General features: G+C 34.8%; 20 protein-coding genes. 18 read left to right on the top strand and 2 right to left on the bottom strand.

The features are described 5' to 3' along the window. Window positions 1-37: 37 nt before the first annotated feature. The gene (locus tag EHV10_RS10690) at window positions 38-2,803 is read right to left on the bottom strand and encodes an AAA family ATPase (protein WP_128674648.1); all 2,766 of its coding nucleotides are present in this window, start codon (window positions 2,801-2,803) and stop codon (window positions 38-40) included. After that, window positions 2,803-3,939: an exonuclease SbcCD subunit D gene (locus EHV10_RS10685; RefSeq protein ID WP_128674647.1), complete on the bottom strand. Its 1,137-nt coding sequence runs from the start codon at window positions 3,937-3,939 to the stop codon at window positions 2,803-2,805. Before EHV10_RS10685 ends, EHV10_RS10690 begins: the two co-directional genes overlap by 1 nt. A 189-nt stretch (window positions 3,940-4,128) precedes the next feature. Here EHV10_RS10685 and EHV10_RS10680 point away from each other — a divergent pair, with 189 nt between their 5' ends. The 18 genes from EHV10_RS10680 to EHV10_RS10590 all read left to right on the top strand — a co-directional run bounded on the left by EHV10_RS10680 (window position 4,129) and on the right by EHV10_RS10590 (window position 20,911). Then, on the top strand, window positions 4,129-4,521 hold the full coding sequence (locus EHV10_RS10680) for an SdpI family protein (protein WP_128674646.1): 393 nt from the start codon (window positions 4,129-4,131) through the stop codon (window positions 4,519-4,521). Beyond that, on the top strand, window positions 4,521-5,012 hold the full coding sequence (locus tag EHV10_RS10675) for an NUDIX hydrolase (protein WP_128674645.1): 492 nt from the start codon (window positions 4,521-4,523) through the stop codon (window positions 5,010-5,012). The genes EHV10_RS10680 and EHV10_RS10675 overlap by 1 nt, the downstream gene beginning before the upstream one ends. 65 nt (window positions 5,013-5,077) lie before the next feature. Beyond that, the gene (locus EHV10_RS10670) at window positions 5,078-5,950 is read left to right on the top strand and encodes a DMT family transporter (protein ID WP_128674644.1); all 873 of its coding nucleotides are present in this window, start codon (window positions 5,078-5,080) and stop codon (window positions 5,948-5,950) included. A gap of 19 nt (window positions 5,951-5,969) precedes the next feature. Beyond that, window positions 5,970-6,425, top strand: coding sequence for a DIP1984 family protein (locus EHV10_RS10665; RefSeq protein WP_128674643.1), 456 nt, complete (start codon window positions 5,970-5,972; stop codon window positions 6,423-6,425). 176 nt (window positions 6,426-6,601) lie between these two features. Continuing rightward, window positions 6,602-7,498, top strand: a complete 897-nt coding sequence (locus EHV10_RS10660) for a TIGR01212 family radical SAM protein (RefSeq protein ID WP_128674642.1) — start codon at window positions 6,602-6,604, stop codon at window positions 7,496-7,498. 59 nt (window positions 7,499-7,557) lie between these two features. Next, entirely contained in the window at window positions 7,558-9,762 is a 2,205-nt protein-coding gene (locus EHV10_RS10655; RefSeq protein ID WP_128674641.1) for an ATP-dependent helicase, read from the top strand. 78 nt (window positions 9,763-9,840) lie between these two features. Then, a complete protein-coding gene (locus EHV10_RS10650; protein ID WP_007590897.1) occupies window positions 9,841-10,104 on the top strand; it encodes a hypothetical protein in 264 nt (87 codons plus the stop codon). 57 nt (window positions 10,105-10,161) lie between these two features. After that, window positions 10,162-11,589, top strand: a complete 1,428-nt coding sequence (locus EHV10_RS10645) for a class I SAM-dependent RNA methyltransferase (protein WP_128674640.1) — start codon at window positions 10,162-10,164, stop codon at window positions 11,587-11,589. Window positions 11,590-11,949: 360 nt separating this feature from the next. Next, window positions 11,950-12,231, top strand: coding sequence for an ArsR/SmtB family transcription factor (locus EHV10_RS10640; RefSeq protein ID WP_128674639.1), 282 nt, complete (start codon window positions 11,950-11,952; stop codon window positions 12,229-12,231). Between the two features lie 97 nt (window positions 12,232-12,328). Then, complete coding sequence (gene arsD, locus EHV10_RS10635; RefSeq protein ID WP_128674638.1) at window positions 12,329-12,751, top strand: arsenite efflux transporter metallochaperone ArsD; 423 nt, start codon at window positions 12,329-12,331, stop codon at window positions 12,749-12,751. A gap of 9 nt (window positions 12,752-12,760) precedes the next feature. Then, window positions 12,761-14,491: an arsenical pump-driving ATPase gene (gene arsA / locus EHV10_RS10630; protein ID WP_128674637.1), complete on the top strand. Its 1,731-nt coding sequence runs from the start codon at window positions 12,761-12,763 to the stop codon at window positions 14,489-14,491. Window positions 14,492-14,582: 91 nt separating this feature from the next. Continuing rightward, complete coding sequence (arsB, locus tag EHV10_RS10620) at window positions 14,583-15,623, top strand: ACR3 family arsenite efflux transporter (RefSeq protein WP_128674636.1); 1,041 nt, start codon at window positions 14,583-14,585, stop codon at window positions 15,621-15,623. A 445-nt stretch (window positions 15,624-16,068) separates the two neighbouring features. Further along, entirely contained in the window at window positions 16,069-16,635 is a 567-nt protein-coding gene (locus tag EHV10_RS10615; RefSeq protein ID WP_128674635.1) for an SMI1/KNR4 family protein, read from the top strand. A gap of 65 nt (window positions 16,636-16,700) precedes the next feature. Further along, on the top strand, window positions 16,701-17,024 hold the full coding sequence (locus tag EHV10_RS10610; protein WP_004613237.1) for a hypothetical protein: 324 nt from the start codon (window positions 16,701-16,703) through the stop codon (window positions 17,022-17,024). Window positions 17,025-17,272: 248 nt separating this feature from the next. After that, a complete protein-coding gene (locus tag EHV10_RS10605; protein WP_128674634.1) occupies window positions 17,273-17,815 on the top strand; it encodes a hypothetical protein in 543 nt (180 codons plus the stop codon). 69 nt (window positions 17,816-17,884) lie between these two features. Then, a complete protein-coding gene (locus tag EHV10_RS10600) occupies window positions 17,885-18,769 on the top strand; it encodes an acetamidase/formamidase family protein (RefSeq protein ID WP_128674633.1) in 885 nt (294 codons plus the stop codon). A gap of 153 nt (window positions 18,770-18,922) precedes the next feature. After that, window positions 18,923-20,071, top strand: coding sequence for a YcjF family protein (locus EHV10_RS10595; protein WP_128674632.1), 1,149 nt, complete (start codon window positions 18,923-18,925; stop codon window positions 20,069-20,071). Window positions 20,072-20,110: 39 nt separating this feature from the next. Next, complete coding sequence (locus tag EHV10_RS10590; protein ID WP_128674631.1) at window positions 20,111-20,911, top strand: class I SAM-dependent methyltransferase; 801 nt, start codon at window positions 20,111-20,113, stop codon at window positions 20,909-20,911. Window positions 20,912-20,917 lie beyond the last annotated feature (6 nt).

Raw genomic sequence — 20,917 nt, 5'->3', positions numbered from 1 at the left:
GCTATAGTAATCAAAAACGACTACTATAGCCTTGTTTCTATACTATTATCTCAGCTCTGCTTCCGCCGGTCTTGTCTTTTTTTACAACGATTTGCTTATCGATTTTTTGCTTGAATTCACCGACATGGGAGATGATGCCGATAAGCTTATTACTGCTTGCAAGTGAGGCAAGAGCATTCATTGCCTGAGAAAGGGAGTCTTCATCAAGTGAGCCGAAACCCTCGTCTATAAACATAGTATCAAGCTGTATACCGCCGGCTGAAGACTGAATTTCATCAGAAAGGCCAAGAGCCAAAGCCAGAGAAGCCTTAAAGGATTCACCGCCTGATAGAGATTTTACACTTCTGGTTGTACCATTGTAGTGGTCTATTACATCAAGATCAAGTCCGCTTTGACCGACTTTACTGAGTGATTCCTCTCTACGGATAAGATCATATTGGCCGTCTGTCATTATCATCAGTCTGCTGTTTGCTCTTGAGATAATTCGGTCAAAATAATGCATCTGAATATAGGTTTCAAGCATTATCTTATCCTTTCCTGTAATACTGCCGTTTGCAGTATCTGACAATGCCTTTACCCAAGTGTATTTTTTTTCAATATCTATAAGTTCGGAGGATTTGAGCTTTATATTATCGTGGTTTGACTGATTATTTACTATTCTGCTATGAATGTTTTCTTTGTTTTTATTAAGCTGAATTTTATTTATTGTAAGTTCATTAAGTTTCCTGTTTTCAGCTTCAAGATCTATTTCCTGCTTATTTTCCATCTGCTTTGAAAGCTCGGTCTTTGTAGCATTGGCTGAAGCCAGATTTTCATTGCATTCATTTAATCTCTTTGTAGCCAGCTCTATATCTTTTTTTATTTTTAAAATCATTTCTTGATGCTTTTGTATTTCCCTGGTTGCTTCAAGCTTTGAAGCAAATGGAAGTTTTGATTTTAAATCAATAATTCTCGCATTTAGTGAGTTATTCTCAGATGTCAAAGTACTTATAGTATTGCTGATAGCAGTTATACTACTTTGCAATTCTTCTACCTTTGAACGTGACTGAGGAAGTCTGACTTCAATAGCTTCTTTTCTGGCAATGTTTTTCTCTTCCGCCCGGATATTTTGGTCAAGTACTTTTATATTACTTTCAAGTTCGGCTATTTTTGACCTCGTAATATCGGTGGCATTATTCATATCGATATCTCCGAGCAGTTCCTTGATAGATGACACTGTAGCATCTGTCTTTTCCTTCTTGATACCTCTTAAGTTTCCTGCCCTAAGGCTGGCATCAGTTGCCTCGGCATTAGCCTTTGAAAGCTTAGACTGGAGAGCATCCAGTTCATCCTTTTTCGGAACATCAGTGGGCTTGACGGCCTTTTGTGGGTGGGATAGAGAACCACATACCGGACAGGGCATATTATCTACAAGGGTTTCTGCCAAAAGACCTGCCTGTGCATCAAGATAAAGATTATTTTTTACCTTAAAAGATAGGTCAAGCTCATTTGCTGCAGCTTTTTTCTTTTCATATATTACAGTAGCCTCTTTGTACTCAGCAGCAATTTGTATCAGACTTTCCATGCTCTTTAATAAAGTATTTAACTTTGAGAGGCTATCCTTATAAACAGACTTTTGATTTTCAAATAAAATCTTTTGCTCGCCGGATTTTTGAAGAGTCTTTGATTCTTCACTCAATCGCTCGATTTCAGCCTTTAAATCTTCTATATCTTTTCTTGTTTTTATAAGCTGAGCATTGTTTTTCTCAATATTTGCAGCATTGTTTTTAAAGGCCGATTCTTTTTTACTTAACTCATCATATTCAGGCAATTGAGACTCTATAGTGGCAGAATCCTTAGTAAGCTTTTCCTGGAGTGATATTTTTTTCTGTTCTTCTTCTAAAGCTTTTGTTAAAGAGAGCTTATCTTCAGTGAATCTTGAAATCTTTATTTCATTTTGCTCAAAGGCTGACTTTGCTTTCAGATAATTCTCACCACGCTCAATATTTATCTTTAGTACATCAAGTTGCTTTTCTATTTCAGATATAGAGTCAGAAGCCTTTTCTTCAGCTGCAGTATCTTCTGATATAAGTTTTTCAATAAGCTCAATACATTCATCTATAGGTAATTCAGAGTTTTTTACCTTTGTAACCTCTGTAGAAAGCAGTGAGGATTCATCACAACTTATTCCGGATATATACTGTGAAATACTTTGCTTTATTTTTGAACAGGAGTTATCAAGAGAAGCTGCCTCTAATTTTAACCTGCTTTGCAGATCCGAATAAAGTTTTGTTTTAAAGATATGTCTGAATATTTCTATTCTATCTTTGGTAGGTGAAATTAAAAGTTTTAGGAAATCTCCCTGCGCAATCATTGCTATCTGACAGAACTGATCTCTGTTAATACCTATGATATTGTTTATTTCCTTATCAACCTCTCTGGTTTTGGTAATAGGCTTTCCATCGGGAAGAATAAGCTCCACAGCTGCAGTCTGCTTTGTAAGCCCTGATCCTCGTTGTGCCGCTCTTTCATATTCCGGATTTCTTTTGATGGTATATTCCTTTCCCTTATAATTAAAGATAAGTTTAACAAATGTGGGTGTTTCATCGCTTGCATACTTTGAGCGAAACATGGAAACTTCTCTGTTATTACCGCTTGGATCCCCGTAAAGTGCATAGGTAATAGCATCAAATATAGTTGTTTTTCCGGCACCTGTATCACCGGTTATAAGATAGAGTCCTCCTGTACCAAGTTTGTCAAAATCAAACTCTGTCTTTCCGGCATAAGGTCCAAATGCAGAAACTGTTAATTTTATAGGTCTCATTATTTATTCCTCCAAATATCCTCAATAATATTTTTTATAAAATCTTTTTGTACATCACTTAAATGCTGACCGTTTCTTGACTCATAGAAGATATCAAACAATTCAAGAGGTGATTTTGATTCCATATCGTTTATAAGGTTTATTTCAGCACTGTTTCTTGTTCTTTGATTGTCATAATCAAGCTTCATTATATTTTTATAAACTACGCGAAGTTTTGTTATAACATCCGGTATATCATCTTCATCAGTCAAGGTGATATGAAGATAGTCGTTTTTTAAAGTGCTGCCTTCATAAAAATCCTTAAGCATAATATCATTATATTTACCTTTTATTTCCACCATATCACGAAGTGGTGTGAGAGGAATGAAATCAAGTTCTATATTTCCTTTTTCTTTTATATCAATGACGGTTATACTCTTAGTATCATTTGCTTCAGAGAATGAGTACTTTAGTGGTGTACCGCAATATCTTATATACTCATTTCCACAGCTTTGTGAACGGTGAATATGTCCGAGTGCCACATAGTCAAAGTCTTTAAAAACGCTTGAGTCCACATTATCGCTACCACCGACAGATATATCCTCCGACTCTGTTCTTGAAGAGCCTGTAACAAACTGGTGAGTAACAAGGATATTTCTGATATCAGTATCAATATTTATATTATTTATTACAATTGACATGGCATCTGTATATGAGGATATTTCTTCATCCGGAAAGAATCTTCTTACATGAACAGGCTTGATAAACGGTAACATGTATATATTGATTTTTCCAAAATCATCAGTACATTCGATTGGAGAAATATTGCCGTTATAAACCGGAGACAGATGTATACCGGCTTTATCAAAAAGTCTGGAACCGAATGCAATACGCTCGGCAGAATCATGATTGCCGCTTATTATAAAAACATTCAGATCTCTCTGTGACAGTTTATAGAGAAAATCATCAAAAAGCTCCACCGCCTCGGCAGGAGGAATAGGCTTATCATAGATATCACCGGCAAGTATTATACCGCTTGGCTGTTCCTCATCTATAATGTGAATGATCTTATTGAGGATATAGGTCTGGTCTTCCAGCATGGAAAATTCATTTACACGTTTTCCAAGGTGTAAATCGGATAGATGCATAAGCTTCATGAGCTGATTCCTTTCACTTGTATGATTACGAATTTTATTCTTACAGCTAAAAATAAATATATTATAGCTTTAAGTATAAAAATATATATGTTAATATTATAGCATAAGGAAGAAGAATAGTGAAAATTTTTGGACTATTTTCGTTGTTTTGCGTGCATTAAACTATAATATTTAAAGGTAGGTTGACTTATGAAATTTTGGATTTTTATGCTGGTAATGAACTTACTTATTCCATTGACTATGATAATTTTTGGATATATTTATAATAAAAAACCACCACAAAAGCCAAAGAGTAAGTTTGCATACTCAGGATATAGAACGTCAATGTCTATGAAAAATGAAGAAACCTGGGAATATGCAAATAGATTTTTTGGTAAGCTTTGGTTTAGATTCGGTATTCCGGTAGGGGTAATAAGTATAATTGCCTTTATCTTTTTTATTGGAAAAGATAAAGATACTGTAGGATTTGCCGGAATGATCATATGTTATGTTCAATTGGTTGCAATGCTTTTGCCGGTTATTCCTACAGAGATATCACTTAGAAGAAGATTTGACAAGTATGGAAACAGAAAGGACAAGTAATGAGAAAAGTTAAACTTTGCACGCTATGCTATATTGAGAGAGATGATAAATATTTGATGCTTCATAGAGTAAGTAAAAAGAATGATATAAACAAGGACAAGTGGATAGGGGTTGGCGGACATTTTGAGGAAATGGAAAGTCCTGAGGATTGCCTTATCAGAGAAGTAAGAGAAGAGACGGGATATGAACTGGTTGACTTTGATTTTCGAGGCATCGTAACCTTTGTATATGGCAAAGCAGGGGAAGAGGTCGTAGAGTATATGCACCTTTTTGTCGGAAGAAATGTAGAGGGTGAGCCTATAGAATGTAATGAAGGTGTTTTACAGTGGGTAGATAAAAAAGATGTGTTAAATCTTAATCTCTGGGAAGGAGATAAAATCTTTCTAAAACTCTTAGAAGAGAGAAAGGAATTTTTCTCACTGAAACTCGTGTATAATGAGGATGAAATACTGAGTGAAGCTTTCCTGGATGGAAAATCAATGGATATATAATCATAGATGAATTTTCGGAAGCAATATTGTATAATAAAATTAATTATTGGATTTGAGGGGGGATTATGGAAAAGAAAATTCGTATAAAAGGTGAAATATACTTATTACTGTCCGGATTTTTCTTCGGACTTCAGCCTTTTTTTGCAAAGATCATATATGCTCATGGAGGAGATGCATACAGTCTTTTAGTTTTGAGATTTTTGATAAGCGGAGCTGTATTTGCTGCTATTTATATGATGCTCGGTAACAGTATATGGCTGACAAAGGATGAGTTTATTTCAGTATTTATTTTATCGGTTCCTGAAGTAATTATGTGTATACTGCTGTTTTTATCATACAGTTATATATCATCAGGCTTGGCTTCGACATTGCATTTTTCATATCCGGCTGCAGTTATTTTGCTTGAATTATTGATTTTTAGAAAGAAAATAAGTAAGATAAAGCTGTTATGTTTATTGTTCTGTGCAATAGGTATCGGTGTATTTTATCAACCTGACGGAAATATAAATATCTTGGGAATGGTTATGGCACTTGCTTCAGGTGTAGGTTATGCCATATATATTATAGTATTGACACATGGAAAAGCAGGTAAGATAACTGTACTGAAAATGTCTGCATGGCTTTCATTTTTACTTGCAATAGAGATTGCAATCGTAATGCTTGTATCGGGCAAGTTCAGATTTCAAATGGATGCCACAGCTATAGGAATGAGTGTATTTATGGCGGCTGTTATATCTACATTGGCACTTGCTACATTCCAAATCGGAGCACCTATGTGTGGCGCTCAAACAGCGGCACTTCTTAGCACTATAGAACCGGTGAGCAGTATTTTACTTGGAGTAATATTCCTTGGAGAACATATGAGTCTGAGGATTTTTGTCGGTATATGTTTTATACTGATGTCAATAGTGATTCAAATTAAAGAAAAGAAAGAATAGGATTTGAAGGGAGTTTTATATGAAATTAGCGGTAGCTTTACAAGAAAGAGCAGATCTTAATATCAAAATAGATGATTTGAAGGGAAGATTAAACAGAAATATATTGGTACAGGAAGGTGAAAAGCCTGCAGAAGATCCTAAGGATCTAAAAAAAGAGCTGGACTCTTGTGTTGAAAGATTGGAATATTTGATAGCAGCTATCAATAAAACAAACTGTGAAACAATAGTTGACGGAAAGTCTATTACCGAATTGCTTGCAAGAAAGGATGCGCTGCAAGTAAAAGCATCTGCTTACAGAGACAGTGTATATGTGGGAAGCAGTAATACAGACAGAGCAAGAAGTACCGAGATAAAGATAGTTCCTGTTATAGATGTTAAAGCTTGGCAAAAAGAGGCTGATGAGACAGCAAAAGAAATCAGACTTATAGATAATAAAATCCAGGAAACAAACTGGACTAATGAACTTATAGAATAATATTTTTAGATGGTAGCATATTCAGGGCGAGTAAAAAAAATATGCGTTTGCATACATATCGGAGCCTTGGGCAAGCATATGTTCATAGTTATGCCCCGACAGTGTACAAGTGTATTGTTATAAATAATTGTTATTACCGATTACTGACTGTTTGTGTGAGGGAGGGAAGTGGGATTATGATAAAAACAATATCAGATTATTGTAAAGAAAAATTTGGAACAAAGGTGTATAGATTGGCACTGACTACAGGAGCCACCTGCCCCAACCGTGATGGAAAGGTTGGGGTGGGTGGCTGTAGTTTTTGCTCTGATAAGGGTTCGGGTGAGTTTGCTGTAAGCTCTGAAGATATAAAAGAGCAAATAGAAAAAGCAAAGATATTGATCTCTGCTAAAATTCCCGGTTCAATAAAGGAAAGTGATAGAAAATATATTGCTTATTTTCAATCATTTTCAAATACTTACGGTGATACAAAGAGACTTATCAGCCTGTTTGAACAGGCGATACAAAGAGATGAAATAGTGGCACTTTCCATTGCTACAAGACCGGATTGCTTTTGTGAAGATATGTTGGATTCCCTTGAAAGATTAAATAAGATTAAGCCGGTTTGGATAGAGCTTGGACTGCAGACTGTAAATGAAGATTCTGCAAAGGCTTTTAACAGAGGTTATACACTTGATATTTTTGAAAAAACATATGATGAATTAAAGAAAAGAAATTTTGAAGTAATTGTGCATATGATTTTGGGCTTGCCGGGTGAAACGAAAGATGATATGTATGCAACAGCTAAGTATCTTGCGAAAAAGAAAATAGACGGAATTAAGATACATGGACTGCATATATTAAGAGGTACAAGACTTGCAAAAGAATACGAAGATCACCCGTTTAAAATAATGAGTCTGGAAGAATACACAGAGGTACTTATAAACTGTTTGAAAATATTGCCTGAGAGTACGATCATACATAGAATGACGGGAGACGGAGACAAAAAGCTTTTAATTGAACCTATGTGGAGTGCAGATAAAAAAAGAGTGCTCAATTATATAAATAAAAGAATAAGAGAAGAGTTTTTATAAGGCTTGCAAGAACATATGTTTTGGTCTAAAATGAAGTAAAGAAAACTTTTAGAGGTATTATGTCTACTATATACGATAAATTAAATGATAAACAAAAACAGGCGGTTTTTACTACAGAGGGATCGGTTTTGCTTTTGGCGGGAGCAGGTTCCGGTAAAACCGGTGTGCTTATGCATAGGATTGCATATTTGATAGAGGAAAAACATGTAGATCCTTACAATATCATGGCAATCACCTTTACAAATAAAGCTGCCAAGGAAATGAAAGAAAGAATAGGAAAACTTATAGGTGAAGAAGGAAATTTTGTTTGGGTAATGACATTCCACTCAAGCTGTGTAAGATTTCTTAGAAGATTTATTGATAAAATTGGTTTTGACAACAGCTTTACAATATATGACAGTGATGATCAAAAAACTCTTATGAAAAAGATTTTCAAAGAGCATGATATAAACACAAAAGTATACAAGGAAAGAGCAGTACTTAACATTATTTCAAGTTGTAAGAATGAACTCATGTCACCTTCTGAATATATGAAATCGGCTGTGGATTCATATGAAAAGGGTGTGGCCAGACTTTATGAGATATATCAAAGTACTCTAAAAAAGAATAATGCACTGGATTTTGACGACCTGATTTGCAGAAGCGTGGAACTTTTTGAAAAATGTCCTGAAGTGCTTGATTATTATCAAGACAGATTCAGATACATTATGGTGGATGAGTATCAGGATACCAATACGGCACAGTTTAGACTTATTTATTTGCTTGCACAAAAATACGGAAATATATGTGTGGTAGGTGATGATGACCAGAGTATATATAAGTTTAGAGGTGCAAATATTGAAAATATCCTAAGTTTCGAGGATAGATTTGAAAATGTTAAGGTAATAAAGCTTGAACAAAACTATCGTTCCACAGGAAATATACTTGATGCGGCAAATGCTGTTATAAAAAATAACCGTGGCAGAAAAGATAAAAGTCTTTGGACAGAGGGAGAAAGTGGAGAAAATATAGAACTTCGCCAATTTCAGACTGCAAGTGAAGAGGCTGACAATATAATAAAGGATATCAGAGACAGAGCAAGGGATAATTTCAGAGACTTTGCAGTGCTTTACAGGACAAATGCACAGTCCAGACTTTTGGAGGAGAGATGTGTAACTTTGGGTATTCCCTATCAGCTTGTGGGCGGTGTAAACTTCTATCAAAGAAAAGAAATAAAAGATGTGCTTGCCTATTTAAAGACTATTGCCAACGGCAATGATGATATTGCGTTACTTAGAATTATCAATGTGCCGAAAAGAGGAATAGGAGCTACCACTATTGCAAAGGTAAGTGAGTATGCAAACGAAAACAATATAAGTCTTTATGATGCTATGAGTATCAGTGAAATGGCCGGAGTAGGTAAGGCAAGTGATAAAATCAAGAGTTTTATTACAATGATTGAGGAGTTTAGAGAGAAGGTAGCACAGAAGGCAAATATTGCAAATCTGATTGAAGAACTTTTGGATGAAACCGGATATATTGAAAGCCTCTATGATGAGGGTGAAATTGAAGGTGAAAGCAGAAAAGAAAATATCGACGAGCTTATAAATAAGTCCGGAGAATACGAGGACGGAGAACTTTCATTATTCCTTGAAGATGTATCTTTGGTTGCCGATATTGACAGGATGGATGAAAATGCCGACAGGATCACACTTATGACTTTACATGGTGCAAAGGGATTGGAGTTTGATACTGTATATCTTGCCGGCATGGAGGAAGGTCTCTTTCCAAGCGCTATGAGTTCAAATTCCAGAGAGGATTTGGAAGAAGAGAGAAGACTTGCATATGTAGGTATTACAAGGGCAAAGAAAAATCTTATACTTACATCGGCAAAGCAGAGAATGGTGAATGGTGAAACAAGGTATTCTTTGATGTCCAGGTTTGTCAGTGAAATTCCAAGAGAACTTTTAAATAAACATGTTCTTGATACCGAAAAAAGGTATACAGAAAGAAGCGGTAGTTTTGGCGGGGAATTGCCTTGGGAGACAAAAACTCCGGTAAATAATAATTTTGAGAAAACACTCAGTTTCGGAAAGCAGTTTAAAGTTGAAAAGGCACAGAGTCTTGACTACGCTGTAGGTGATACCGTAAAGCATATAAAGTTTGGAGTAGGAAAAGTTCTTGAAATAGTTGACGGAGACAGAGATTTTGAAGTCAAAGTGAATTTTGAGAAATTTGGAATTAAAAAGATGTATGCAGGGTTTGCCAAGCTGGTAAAAATATGATAGAATCAATTAATTGAGTAGTTAAGCATTTTGCCTGACTTTTTACACAAAATATATCTTTAAAAGAGAGGTATGGTTATGGATAAATTTAATAATTTAAGTTCTAGAATGGAAGAATTGGTTAATGCATCAAGACTTAACAGTCTTTTGGCAAAGAGAGAAGAAGATGAGAAGAAGAAAAATACCATTATATGGGTTTTAGCTATTATCGGTGCAATTGCAGCTGTAGCAGGTATTGCTTTTGCAGTATATAAATTCTTCACACCTGATTATCTTGAAGACTTCGAAGAAGACTTTGATGATGATTTTGACTATGACTTTGATGATGAAACAGAAGAATAAGAAATAAGATGATATGATGGCGACCCTTGAGGTCGCCTTATCTTTTGTGAGGTGATAATGAAAAAAGGCGATATCTTAAAGGGACAGATTACACAAAGCCATTTCCCCGACAGCTCATATATTGACATTGAAGGAGAAAAGGTACTTATAAAGAAAGGTATACTCGGTCAAACAATAGAGTTTGCTGTTACAAAAAAGAGAAAAGGAAAGCTTGAAGGAAGAGCATTAAATATAATTGAAAAATCCCAATTAGAAGACAATGAAAATCCATGTATACATTATGAGGTATGCGGAGGCTGTACTTATCAGACTTTAAGTTATGAGAATCAGTTGGAGTTAAAGGATAAACAGCTTAGAGAACTTATGGAGGGTGCTACAGATAAGGATTTTGAATGGGAGGGAGTTATTCCGTCTCCAAAGTATCTGGCATACAGAAATAAGATGGAGTTTTCTTTCGGTGATGAAAGAAAAGACGGTGATTTGGCACTGGGTATGCATAAGAAGGGAAGCCACTATGATATAGTGAATGTATTTGGTTGTAAGATAGTAGACAGTGATTTTACTAAGATACTTGAGCTTACTTTAAATTTTTTCAAAGAGAGAAAAGTATCATATTTTCATAAAAACAGCCACATAGGTTTTTTAAGACATTTACTAATCAGAAGAAGTGAGTATACGGGAGAGATACTTGTGTCTTTGGTTACTACAAGCAGCTTCGGTTTTGTAGAGGATCCAAATACATTGCCTGAGCCTTCTGTACTTGGAACTACTGAGGAAGTACTTATAAAAGAATGGGCTGATTATATAAAAGCAGAGACTGATAAGGGAATATTAAACGGAAGTATAGGTGGAATTTTACATACAAAGAATGACTCATACGCTGATGCGGTATTAAATCAGGGAACGACCCTTATTCATGGTAAGGACTATATCACAGAGAAATTAAACGGACTTGAATTTAAAATAACACCATTCTCATTCTTTCAGACTAATTCTAAGGGAGCAGAAGTATTATATAATGTTGCAGGGAAGTATTTGGGAAATACAGCAGGCAAGTCGGTATTTGACCTTTATTCAGGTACAGGTACTATTGCACAGCTTCTGGCATCTGAGTCTGAAAAAGTTTATGGCGTGGAGATAGTTGAAGAGGCTGTTGAAGCCGCTATAGAAAATGCAAAGAAAAACGGCCTTGATAACTGTGAGTTTATAGCCGGGGATGTATTAAAGGTGGTGGATACCTTGGGATTTAATCCTGATATTATAATACTGGATCCGCCAAGAGACGGAATCCATCCAAAGGCATTACCAAAGATACTGGACTTCGGTGCCAAAAGAATAGTTTATATCTCCTGCAAGCCAACATCCTTTGTGCGTGATCTAAAAGTGATGGAAGCCGCCGGCTATAGAATGGAAAAATGCGTGGGAGTAGACATGTTCCCAAACACAGTTAACTGTGAGGTGGTTGTTATGCTGTCGCGACCGTAAGGGAAGCGAGAGCATTACAAACCACCCATGCAATAGCCGTCCGTGACTGTCAAGTGCGAAGCACGCAGACAGAACGGAAACGGCGAACTGCGGAGGCGGTTGTTATGCTGTCAAAAGTTGCATCCTACTAAGTAAATAAAATTTAAAAAGTAAAGGCTTATTCAAAGGCCATCGTTAAAATGTAATCGGTAGCTTTGAGTAAGCCGTATTTTTTGTGAGAAAAATCAACTGAGTAGATACAAGTCAAAGATACCAAGATTATCCGGAAACATTTTTGATATCTCAGAAAATAAGACTTGTCAAGGAGAACAATTGGTGATATGATCAACATATCAAAAAAAAATGATGTGAGGGGCTTTCATGAAGAGAGATTTAGTGAAAACTGCAAAGATATTTAAAGCCTTTTCAGTGGTGGTTCGCCTAGAGATATTAGATTTATTAAAAAACGGGGAAGTATGTGCCTGTGTTTTATTGGAAAAACTGGATTTAACGCAATCAGGCTTGTCATACCATATGAAAATATTGATAGAGTCAGGAATTGTTACAGCAAGAGAAGAAGGTAAGTGGGTTTACTACACTATATCTGAACAAGGAAGACAAAAAATAATACAGATGTTTTTAGAATCTACAGCAAGAAATTAGTTACCCTTAAGGGTAACTAAAAAAACGTTATTTACATCAAAAAAAATTGATATATTAATAAAGTTTAATTCAAAGAATTGAAGAAAGGGTGAAAAAAATGAAGAGAATGTCAATTTATGAACCGGCTATGTGTTGTGATACAGGTGTTTGCGGAGTTAATGTGGATCCTGAACTCGTACGTATTTCAACAGTGATTAACAACTTGAAGAAAAATGGTATCACTATTGAAAGATACAATTTATCAAGTAAGCCAATGGCATTTGTCAATAATAACAAGGTAAAAGAGGCTTTGGATAAAAATGGAACCGATAGTCTTCCATTAATTCTTGTGGACGAGGATATAGTCATAGAGGGCAGATATCCAAAGAATGAAGAAATAATGGAACTTTTACAAATCTCTAAAGATTATCTTGAAAGTAGTAAGCAAAATGGCTGTTGTTCTTCAGGTAATGATTCTTGCTGTAGTGAAGATAAAGAACCGGATCAAGGGGGCTGTGGAAATAACAGCTCTTGTTGCTAAGGGGGAATTATGAAGGAATTTAATCTTGCGGATATTAAATTAACCAAATATCTATTTTTCACAGGCAAGGGAGGTGTAGGTAAAACATCTACAGCTTGTGCAACAGCAGTGGCTTTAGCAGATGAAGGAAAGAAAGTACTGCTGATTAGTACAGACCCTGCTTCAAATCTTCAAGATGTTTTTGAAACAGAATTAGACGGTAAAGCAAAGCCAATTAAAGGAGTAGATAATTTAGAAGTAATCAATCTGGATCCATTGGAAGCGGCATATAACTATAAAGAAAGTGTTGTAGCACCTTTTAGGGGTAAATTGCCTGATTCTGTTATTGATAGTATGGAAGAACAGCTATCCGGATCTTGTACAGTGGAGATTGCTGCCTTTAATGAGTTTTCTAATTTCATTACAAATTCTAAGATCAATACAGACTATAACCATATTATATTTGATACAGCACCTACAGGTCATACCCTTAGAATGTTACAGCTTCCTTCTGCTTGGACTGATTTTATCAGCGAAAGTACCCATGGAGCATCCTGTTTAGGACAGCTTTCAGGATTAGAGTCTAAAAAAGAAACTTATAAAAAGGCAGTTGAAAATTTATCAGATAAGAGTTTAACAACTCTGGTATTAGTTACAAGGCCTGATAAAACACCACTTAATGAGGTAGCCAGAGCATCAAAGGAGCTATCTGAGATTGGAATAAAAAATCAAATATTAGTGATTAATGGTATCTTAGAAAATTATGATGATGACTTATCTGAAAGTATATTTAACAAACAAAAGTTAGCCCTTGAAAATATGCCGGATATGTTGACTGAGTTTGATACCTATACAATTGCCTTGAGATCATACAATATTACCGGAATCGACTCTATAAGAAATCTACTTAAGAAAGATCAAATAAATGAACAAAAAGTGGAAGTAGAAGGCAAACTCTTTAATTTAGATGATATTGTTAGTGATCTTGTAAAAAATAATAGAAAAGTAATCTTTACTATGGGCAAGGGTGGTGTAGGAAAGACTACTATTGCATCTTCCGTTGCCCTCAAGCTAAGCAAACTTGGTAAAAAGGTACATCTGGCTACAACAGATCCCGCTGACCATATCAAATTTATGATAGATAGTTCAAGTGGAATATCTATGAGTCATATTGATGAAAAAGAAGAATTAAAAAAATATCAAGATGAAATACTTGAAAATGCAAGAAAAACAATGAGTGAGGATGATGTAGCTTACATTGAGGAAGATTTAAGATCACCATGTACACAGGAAATAGCTGTATTTAGAGCTTTTGCAGAGCTCGTGGAAAAAGCAGACGATGAGATAGTGGTGATTGATACTGCTCCTACAGGTCATACCCTATTGTTGTTAGACTCAACTTTAAGTTATCATCAAGAAGTTCAAAGAACACAAGGACAGATACCTGAATCTGTAAAAAACTTGTTACCCAGATTAAGGGGAGAGGAAACAGAAGTATTAATAGTTAGCTTGGCGGAGGCTACCCCGTTTTATGAGGCATCTCGATTAGAAGAAGATCTAACAAGGGCATCCATTCATACCAATTGGTGGATTGTCAATTCATCCTTGTATAAAGCAAATCCCGGTAACAAGATGTTATCTGCTAAAGCGAATGAAGAAGTTAAGTGGATTAACAAGATATTAGATCATACTTCAGGAAAGCTAGCCGTTATTGAATGGACAAAAGAAGACCTTTGTGGTGATAAACTTTATCAGATATAAAAAGAAAAAATGATGAAGAGTTTATACAAACCATTAAAGAGATTGAAAATAAGGTTCAAAAAATAATTGAGAAAGTTGAGGCGATTTAGGAATGAAGAAAATTAATGGAATTGGTTTTTTTGAGAAAAATCTGACTTTTTGGGTGTTGATTTGTATGGTAATAGGCATATTTATTGGGAAATATTTTCCTTCTATTCCGGAATGGTTAGGAAAATTTGAGTTCTATAACGTGTCTATACCAACAACAATTTTACTTTGGATAATGATTTATCCAATGATGTTGAAAATTGATTTTAAGAGTATCAAAGACATAGGAAAAAATCCTAAAGGTCTATTTATTACATGGTTTGTGAATTGGATCATTAAGCCACTCAGCATGTATTTAATTTCTTCCTTATTCTTCTTTATTATTTATAAGGGATTTATAAATAAGGAATTGGCATCAGAATATTTAGCCGGGGCGGTTTTACTCGGAGCTGCACCATGTACAGCAATGGTATTTGTATGGAGCAAGTTAACAAGAGGTGATAGTGCTTATACCTTAGTACAGGTAGCTAGTAACGACTTAATTATTTTGATTGCATATATACCGATTGTGAGCTTCTTACTAAAGGTTGGAAATATAAATATTCCATGGGGAACACTTTTATTGTCCATTGTATTATTTATTGTTGTTCCTCTTGTTTTAAGCATGGTAACGAGAAGTATAATCATTAAAAATAAAGGGGAGGACTACCTAAATGAAACCTTTATCCCTGCATTTGATAAATACACTATGATGGGATTATTGTTGACGTTGATTATAATATTTTCATTTCAAGGACAGAAGATATTGGATCAGCCACTAAATATTATCCTTATTGCAATTCCTTTGATCATTCAAACTTTGTTTATATTTGCAATAACATTTTTCATGGCATATTTAGCAAAGCTGCCATTTTCAATTGCAGCTCCCTGTGGCATGATTGGTGCATCAAACTTTTTTGAGCTTTCCGTTGCAGTTTCTATATCTTTATTTGGGCTATTATCAGGAGCTACGCTAACAACCGTAGTAGGTGTTCTGGTTGAGGTTCCTGTTATGTTAGCCTTGGTAAAGTTTGCCAATTCTATGGAAAATAAATTTAATCGTTGAATAGGACCTGAATCATAATCGCCATAGCCTACAACATACTCCGTATGGCTGGGCAGTGTACTATAGGCAAACGTGCTCCAAGACAGAAGAGAGATAAGTTAGAAGTTGTAGCTAAGTATAAGTATCGAGTTTTATTTTTGAGGAAAATATGGAGGTAGGGTATAAATGGATAATGGATGACTAAACCGGTCACAATTTTTGTTGGAGAGAACGGAGTTGGAAAATCTACACTTAAAGGTTGTGGATACATTAGGTTTTAATCCTGATATTATAATACTCGATCCGTCAAGAGACGGAATACATCTGAGAGCATTACAAATCACTAATGTAAAATAGTGAAAAAATAGTGTAAATTTAGTGGAAAAAGAGCTGTATAAATATTTGAATTATTTGAGGGGAAAATATATTGAGTTTATAGTCTAAACAGGATATAAATGGTGCATATATGAAGCTATTAACAATTGATGAGATAATGTCTTCGATTCTTGATGAAACCAAGGGACTTGATGAAGAGATAACTGACGGAATGATTCTCAAGGAAGAGATGATTCCATATTCAAGTCTTGATAAAGTAAAACAATTGCTGAAAATAGAATATTTAGATCAGGTATTCTCGTATTATATTTTAAAATATAACTGGGGTAATGTCGGTTTTTTAAGTTATCAATTTGGCAACAATGATGAGATTGGACTTGATTGGTTAATAAATAGAAATCTTGAATACAGTGATTATCATATTCTACAAAAAGAAGGAATTATTATTATTGCAAACGGAGATCCATATACTATTTTACTTGAATACAGCTCCGGAAAGATATATGCCTTTACAAGTGATATGAGTTATGAAGAAAAAATACAGATTGCTTTGGACTTTGAAGAACTGGTGAGAGCCATGGGAACAGGACAGTATGCGCTTTGGAAGAATAATGAAAAAGAGTTTATTGAACTGATGAGTAGTATGGTGGAAGAAGATGGACTTGTGTTTTGGAAAGATTACGTGGGATTGTATTAGATAAATGTATAAACAGGAATTTATCAGAAAATGAGGAATAGTTGAAATGGAGGCGCTATAATAACATGAAGATTGAAGGGAACCAGAAAGAACTGGATGCAATGGTAGAATTTCATAAGGGAAACCGTGTCGAGGGGCTGAGACTGCAAGAAGAATTTGCAGCGGAATTTCGTAAGGAGTATAAAGACAAAGATCACTGTCCTTGCCTGAAAGCCTGTCGTTATCACGGAAACTGTAAGGAATGTGTAGCAATCCACAGAGCGCATCAGGAACATGTTCCTAATTGTATGCGACCATTGATTAATAAAAAATTGAAATTGATGTCAGAATTAACAGAGCATACCTTGGCAAATGAAATAGAAGCTCCACATGAGATTTTAAGAAAATAGAATTTATATTATTGCGTAAAAATATAGGGATGTTTATGGTGAATATCCAAATATAGAAAGTCTACTAAAAGAGCTTAATATTTTAGTCAGTACATAAAGATATAGAGCATAATCAACTATACTTGAATAAGAGTTATATTTATTATAGAATTATGAAAAGACAGAAATATTACTAAAACAGGTCTTGCAGAAAGGAGAAGGTCCAATATTCTATATTGGATTGTATTAAATCTATATAAGAACTTTATATGAAGAAAAAAGTTAGTTGTAAAAATAAAATAGAGTTTATAAATGAGGTGGCAGAGGATTGCCTAAAGGATATGTCTGTAGAAGATAAAGAATACCTTATGGAGAATCCGGTTGCTATAGAGTACCATTTTTCATATTGTCTGTATATACGTAATAATTATATCCATAATAGAGACTTTTCTAATGTCTCATTTTTTACACATGCGGATGATTTGTCTTCTGATATTATACGAATGATTTTTTCTAAGCTTCTTCCGGATTATGAGTATAGTAATCTTTTCATTGAAACATTATATGATAATGAAGAGTTTATATTATTACGAAAAAAGTATAAGGATAAATATGGTGAATATCCGGAAACTCTTGTGGAAAGATATAAGACACATGCCTGCTTAGAGCCTGTACATTCCAGGGAAGAAAGAAGTTTCTTTAATAATGAAGAGCTTGACAGGGAACTGGAAATTATAAAAAGAAACTATGACAATGCTTTAGTCATAGTAAACAGTTTGATAAAAGAGCTTAAAGGTATGCTTAGAAATTAGATATTATACTGAACATTTTGCAGAAAGGAGAAAATCCTGTATTAAAAAAGAATATGGGATTGTGGAGATATGAAAATAATCGAAAATAAAATGGTGTTTGCATTTGATGGAACAAACAAATGTGTAGCAGAGGTTGAGGATGGAGAAATTCTGGTTTTCCGTACACATGATTGTTTTGATAATCAGTTAAGTGAAGAAGGTACGAGTATAGGAAGTTTAAACTGGGATTGTATCAATCCGGCCACAGGACCTGTTTATGTAAAAAGTGCTCTTGCAGGTGATGTACTGAAGGTTGAAATACTTGACATTAAACTTGAAAACCAAGGTGTGATGTGCGCACTCCCTGATAACGGTGTATTGGGTTCTTTAGTAAAAGAAGAGTCTGTAAAGCGTTTGAAAGTGGAAAATAATAAGGTTTACTTTAATGAAAATATTATATTTGATGTAAATCCTATGATTGGAGTTATAGGTGTAGCACCAAATAGCGGAGCGATAAATTGCGGAACGCCCGGAAATCATGGTGGAAATATGGACAATAAGAGGATTGCAAAAGGTGCGACTCTTTATTTCCCTGTATTTCATGACGGAGCAATATTTTCTTTAGGTGATGTACATGCGGCTATGGGAGATGGAGAAATAATGGTCAGCGGTGTGGAAATTTCAGCTGATGTTACAGTGAGACTCTCTGTAATAAAGGGTGTAAGTATTGAGACACCGATGCTTGAAAACGATGATATTTGTGGTGTAATCTATTCTCACGAAGAGATTGAAAAAGCAGTATTTCATGCAGTAAGAATTACAAATGAGATAATGCAAAAGAAACTTGGGCTTTCATTTAATGATGCCGGTATGCTGACCAGTGCGGTTGGAGATTTGAGATTTTGTCAGGTGGTAGATCCTGAGCGTACAGTTATGATGTGTATACCGAAAGCCATATTGAGTGAATTGTTTTAAAATAATGATATATTAAGTTTAGCCGGAGGAAAATTTTACTCCGGTTTTTGTAGTTTAAATATCAATACATTGACTATATATCGATTACTTTTATAATGGAATCATGTGATAAATTACTACAGAGTATATTAAGAAAGAATAAATGGAGAAAGTATGGATAAAGGGAATATATTGGTAATAGGTGACTCGGGGGTTGGTAAATCAACTTTGATCAATGCCGTCTTGGGGGAAGAAATCGCTGAATCCGGTTTTGGAGATAAGGGTACTACAAAAGAATTGAAAGTATATGAAAGCGATGTACTTGATTTTCGTATTATAGACACTGTAGGTTTTGAACCTTCATTTTTTAAAAGAATGGGGGCTATAAATGCTGTAAAAAAGTGGTCAAAAAATGCCGTTAAAGACGGAAAAGAGAATTCCGATATAAATGTCATATGGTTTTGTGTTGAAGGTACTTCGAGTAAATTATTTCCGGAGACTATAAAAAGTCTTTCTAAAGCGACATCTATTTATCCGTCTGTTCCTATAATAGTTGTAATTACAAAATCATATTCAAAGCCTGAGCGTGAAAGAAATGTACAGATGGTGAAAGAGGTATTTGAAAAGCAAAAGAACACTAAAAATCTAAAGGGGATTATTCCCGTAGTTGCAATGATATATGAAATAGATGAAGAGCAATTTGTGGCACAGGAAGGTATAACGGAGCTTATAGATATGACCTATGAGCTGATACCTGAGGGTATGCAGGCTGCAAGAAAAGACATTGAAGCATTTAAGTTAAACAGAAAAAGGTCATTTGCACAAACGGCCATCGCGACTTTTACTTTAAGTGCTGTGGCAATAGCTGCAATACCTATTCCGCTTTCAGATGCGGTATTGTTATCACCTTTAGAGATTGGAGAAATAAATTCTTTAGCAAAGATATACGGCATAAAGAATGATAAAAACTCTAAAAGATTTTTAAATTCTGTTGTAGAAGCAGGAACTGTAGGTGTGGCTGCAAAGGCGGCTATAAATGCTCTAAAAGCAATTCCGGCAATCAATTTGGCAGCCTCTGTAATAAATGCAGCTGTTGCAGGTGCTATCGTTCTTGGAATAGGTGAAGTGTGTGTGTATACATATGAGCAAATTCACCTTGGAAACAAGTCTTTGGACGATGTGGATTGGATCAATAAAATAATTGAGTCCAAGTTAAATAAGCAAATAATTGAAAAGATAAATATGATTGTCACAGATGAGGACTTTAGAAACGGTAATATAACTAATTTGAAGAAGCTGTTTACAAAGCTGTTGTCAAAATAAAGATTACAATGTTTATGATTGTATCATAGGAGCAATGGTATGAAGAATAAACTTAGCGGTATTGAAGACACATTATATATTCCGCTTGCTGCAAGAATTTATGCATCAAAGAGATTTCCGTACTTTTTCTATGATGAAAAGGCTTTGGAACTTGAAGAACATATTTTAAAAATAATACCATTAATTAATACTACAGAATTTTTCAATATGGCAAGTGCTTGCAGGCAGCAGACAATAGATAAAAAAATAAAAGACTTTTTAAGGGCGCACAAAGAATGTAATGTTGTTTTTCTTGGTGCAGGGCTGGAAACAGCATATGATAGGATAGGGAATAAGACTGCAAAATTTTATCAGGTGGACTTACCAAATGTTATAAATATAAGGAAGAGTCTGCTGGGTGAAGCTGTAAATGAAAAGCTGATATCCGGTGATATGTTTACACTTGAATGGATAAATGAAATAGATATTAAACTTCCAAGTATGGTTGTGGTGTCAGGTGTATATCAGTATTTTACAAAGCCTAAAATTGTAGATATGATTAAAAGAACGGCAGAGCGTATACCAAAATTTGAATTGGTATTTGATGCAACAAATACTACAGGCTTAAAGTATGCAAACAGATATGTAAAAAAGACAGGAAATACAGATGCGACAATGTATTTTAGCATAGAAGATGCTGACATGTTTTCACAAGAAGTGGGGATGAAATTAGCAAGCATTGACGGGTTCTTCTCTGATGCATTGCTACATTGTAATGGGATGAGATTGAAAACAAAAATATATATGTACTTTACAGATAAACTAAGAAGAACTATGGTGATTCATCTATGTTCAAAATAAATTTCA

The sequence above is a fragment of the Lachnoanaerobaculum gingivalis genome, assembly GCF_003862475.1.
Taxonomy (GTDB): domain Bacteria; phylum Bacillota; class Clostridia; order Lachnospirales; family Lachnospiraceae; genus Lachnoanaerobaculum; species Lachnoanaerobaculum gingivalis.
The sequence above is the reverse complement of the archived record's forward strand: the minus strand, read 5'-3'. Positions and strand labels throughout refer to the sequence as shown.

What these genes read in the sequence shown, in the direction of transcription:
- EHV10_RS10690 (WP_128674648.1), bottom strand. Translation starts at nt 2,803, where the DNA reads ATGAGACCTATAAAATTAACAGTTTCTGCATTTGGACCTTATGCCGGA.
- EHV10_RS10685 (WP_128674647.1), bottom strand. Translation starts at nt 3,939, where the DNA reads ATGAAGCTTATGCATCTATCCGATTTACACCTTGGAAAACGTGTAAAT.
- EHV10_RS10680 (WP_128674646.1), top strand. Translation starts at nt 4,129, where the DNA reads ATGAAATTTTGGATTTTTATGCTGGTAATGAACTTACTTATTCCATTG.
- EHV10_RS10675 (WP_128674645.1), top strand. Translation starts at nt 4,521, where the DNA reads ATGAGAAAAGTTAAACTTTGCACGCTATGCTATATTGAGAGAGATGAT.
- EHV10_RS10670 (WP_128674644.1), top strand. Translation starts at nt 5,078, where the DNA reads ATGGAAAAGAAAATTCGTATAAAAGGTGAAATATACTTATTACTGTCC.
- EHV10_RS10665 (WP_128674643.1), top strand. Translation starts at nt 5,970, where the DNA reads ATGAAATTAGCGGTAGCTTTACAAGAAAGAGCAGATCTTAATATCAAA.
- EHV10_RS10660 (WP_128674642.1), top strand. Translation starts at nt 6,602, where the DNA reads ATGATAAAAACAATATCAGATTATTGTAAAGAAAAATTTGGAACAAAG.
- EHV10_RS10655 (WP_128674641.1), top strand. Translation starts at nt 7,558, where the DNA reads ATGTCTACTATATACGATAAATTAAATGATAAACAAAAACAGGCGGTT.
- EHV10_RS10650 (WP_007590897.1), top strand. Translation starts at nt 9,841, where the DNA reads ATGGATAAATTTAATAATTTAAGTTCTAGAATGGAAGAATTGGTTAAT.
- EHV10_RS10645 (WP_128674640.1), top strand. Translation starts at nt 10,162, where the DNA reads ATGAAAAAAGGCGATATCTTAAAGGGACAGATTACACAAAGCCATTTC.
- EHV10_RS10640 (WP_128674639.1), top strand. Translation starts at nt 11,950, where the DNA reads ATGAAGAGAGATTTAGTGAAAACTGCAAAGATATTTAAAGCCTTTTCA.
- arsD (WP_128674638.1), top strand. Translation starts at nt 12,329, where the DNA reads ATGAAGAGAATGTCAATTTATGAACCGGCTATGTGTTGTGATACAGGT.
- arsA (WP_128674637.1), top strand. Translation starts at nt 12,761, where the DNA reads ATGAAGGAATTTAATCTTGCGGATATTAAATTAACCAAATATCTATTT.
- arsB (WP_128674636.1), top strand. Translation starts at nt 14,583, where the DNA reads ATGAAGAAAATTAATGGAATTGGTTTTTTTGAGAAAAATCTGACTTTT.
- EHV10_RS10615 (WP_128674635.1), top strand. Translation starts at nt 16,069, where the DNA reads ATGAAGCTATTAACAATTGATGAGATAATGTCTTCGATTCTTGATGAA.
- EHV10_RS10610 (WP_004613237.1), top strand. Translation starts at nt 16,701, where the DNA reads ATGAAGATTGAAGGGAACCAGAAAGAACTGGATGCAATGGTAGAATTT.
- EHV10_RS10605 (WP_128674634.1), top strand. Translation starts at nt 17,273, where the DNA reads ATGAAGAAAAAAGTTAGTTGTAAAAATAAAATAGAGTTTATAAATGAG.
- EHV10_RS10600 (WP_128674633.1), top strand. Translation starts at nt 17,885, where the DNA reads ATGAAAATAATCGAAAATAAAATGGTGTTTGCATTTGATGGAACAAAC.
- EHV10_RS10595 (WP_128674632.1), top strand. Translation starts at nt 18,923, where the DNA reads ATGGATAAAGGGAATATATTGGTAATAGGTGACTCGGGGGTTGGTAAA.
- EHV10_RS10590 (WP_128674631.1), top strand. Translation starts at nt 20,111, where the DNA reads ATGAAGAATAAACTTAGCGGTATTGAAGACACATTATATATTCCGCTT.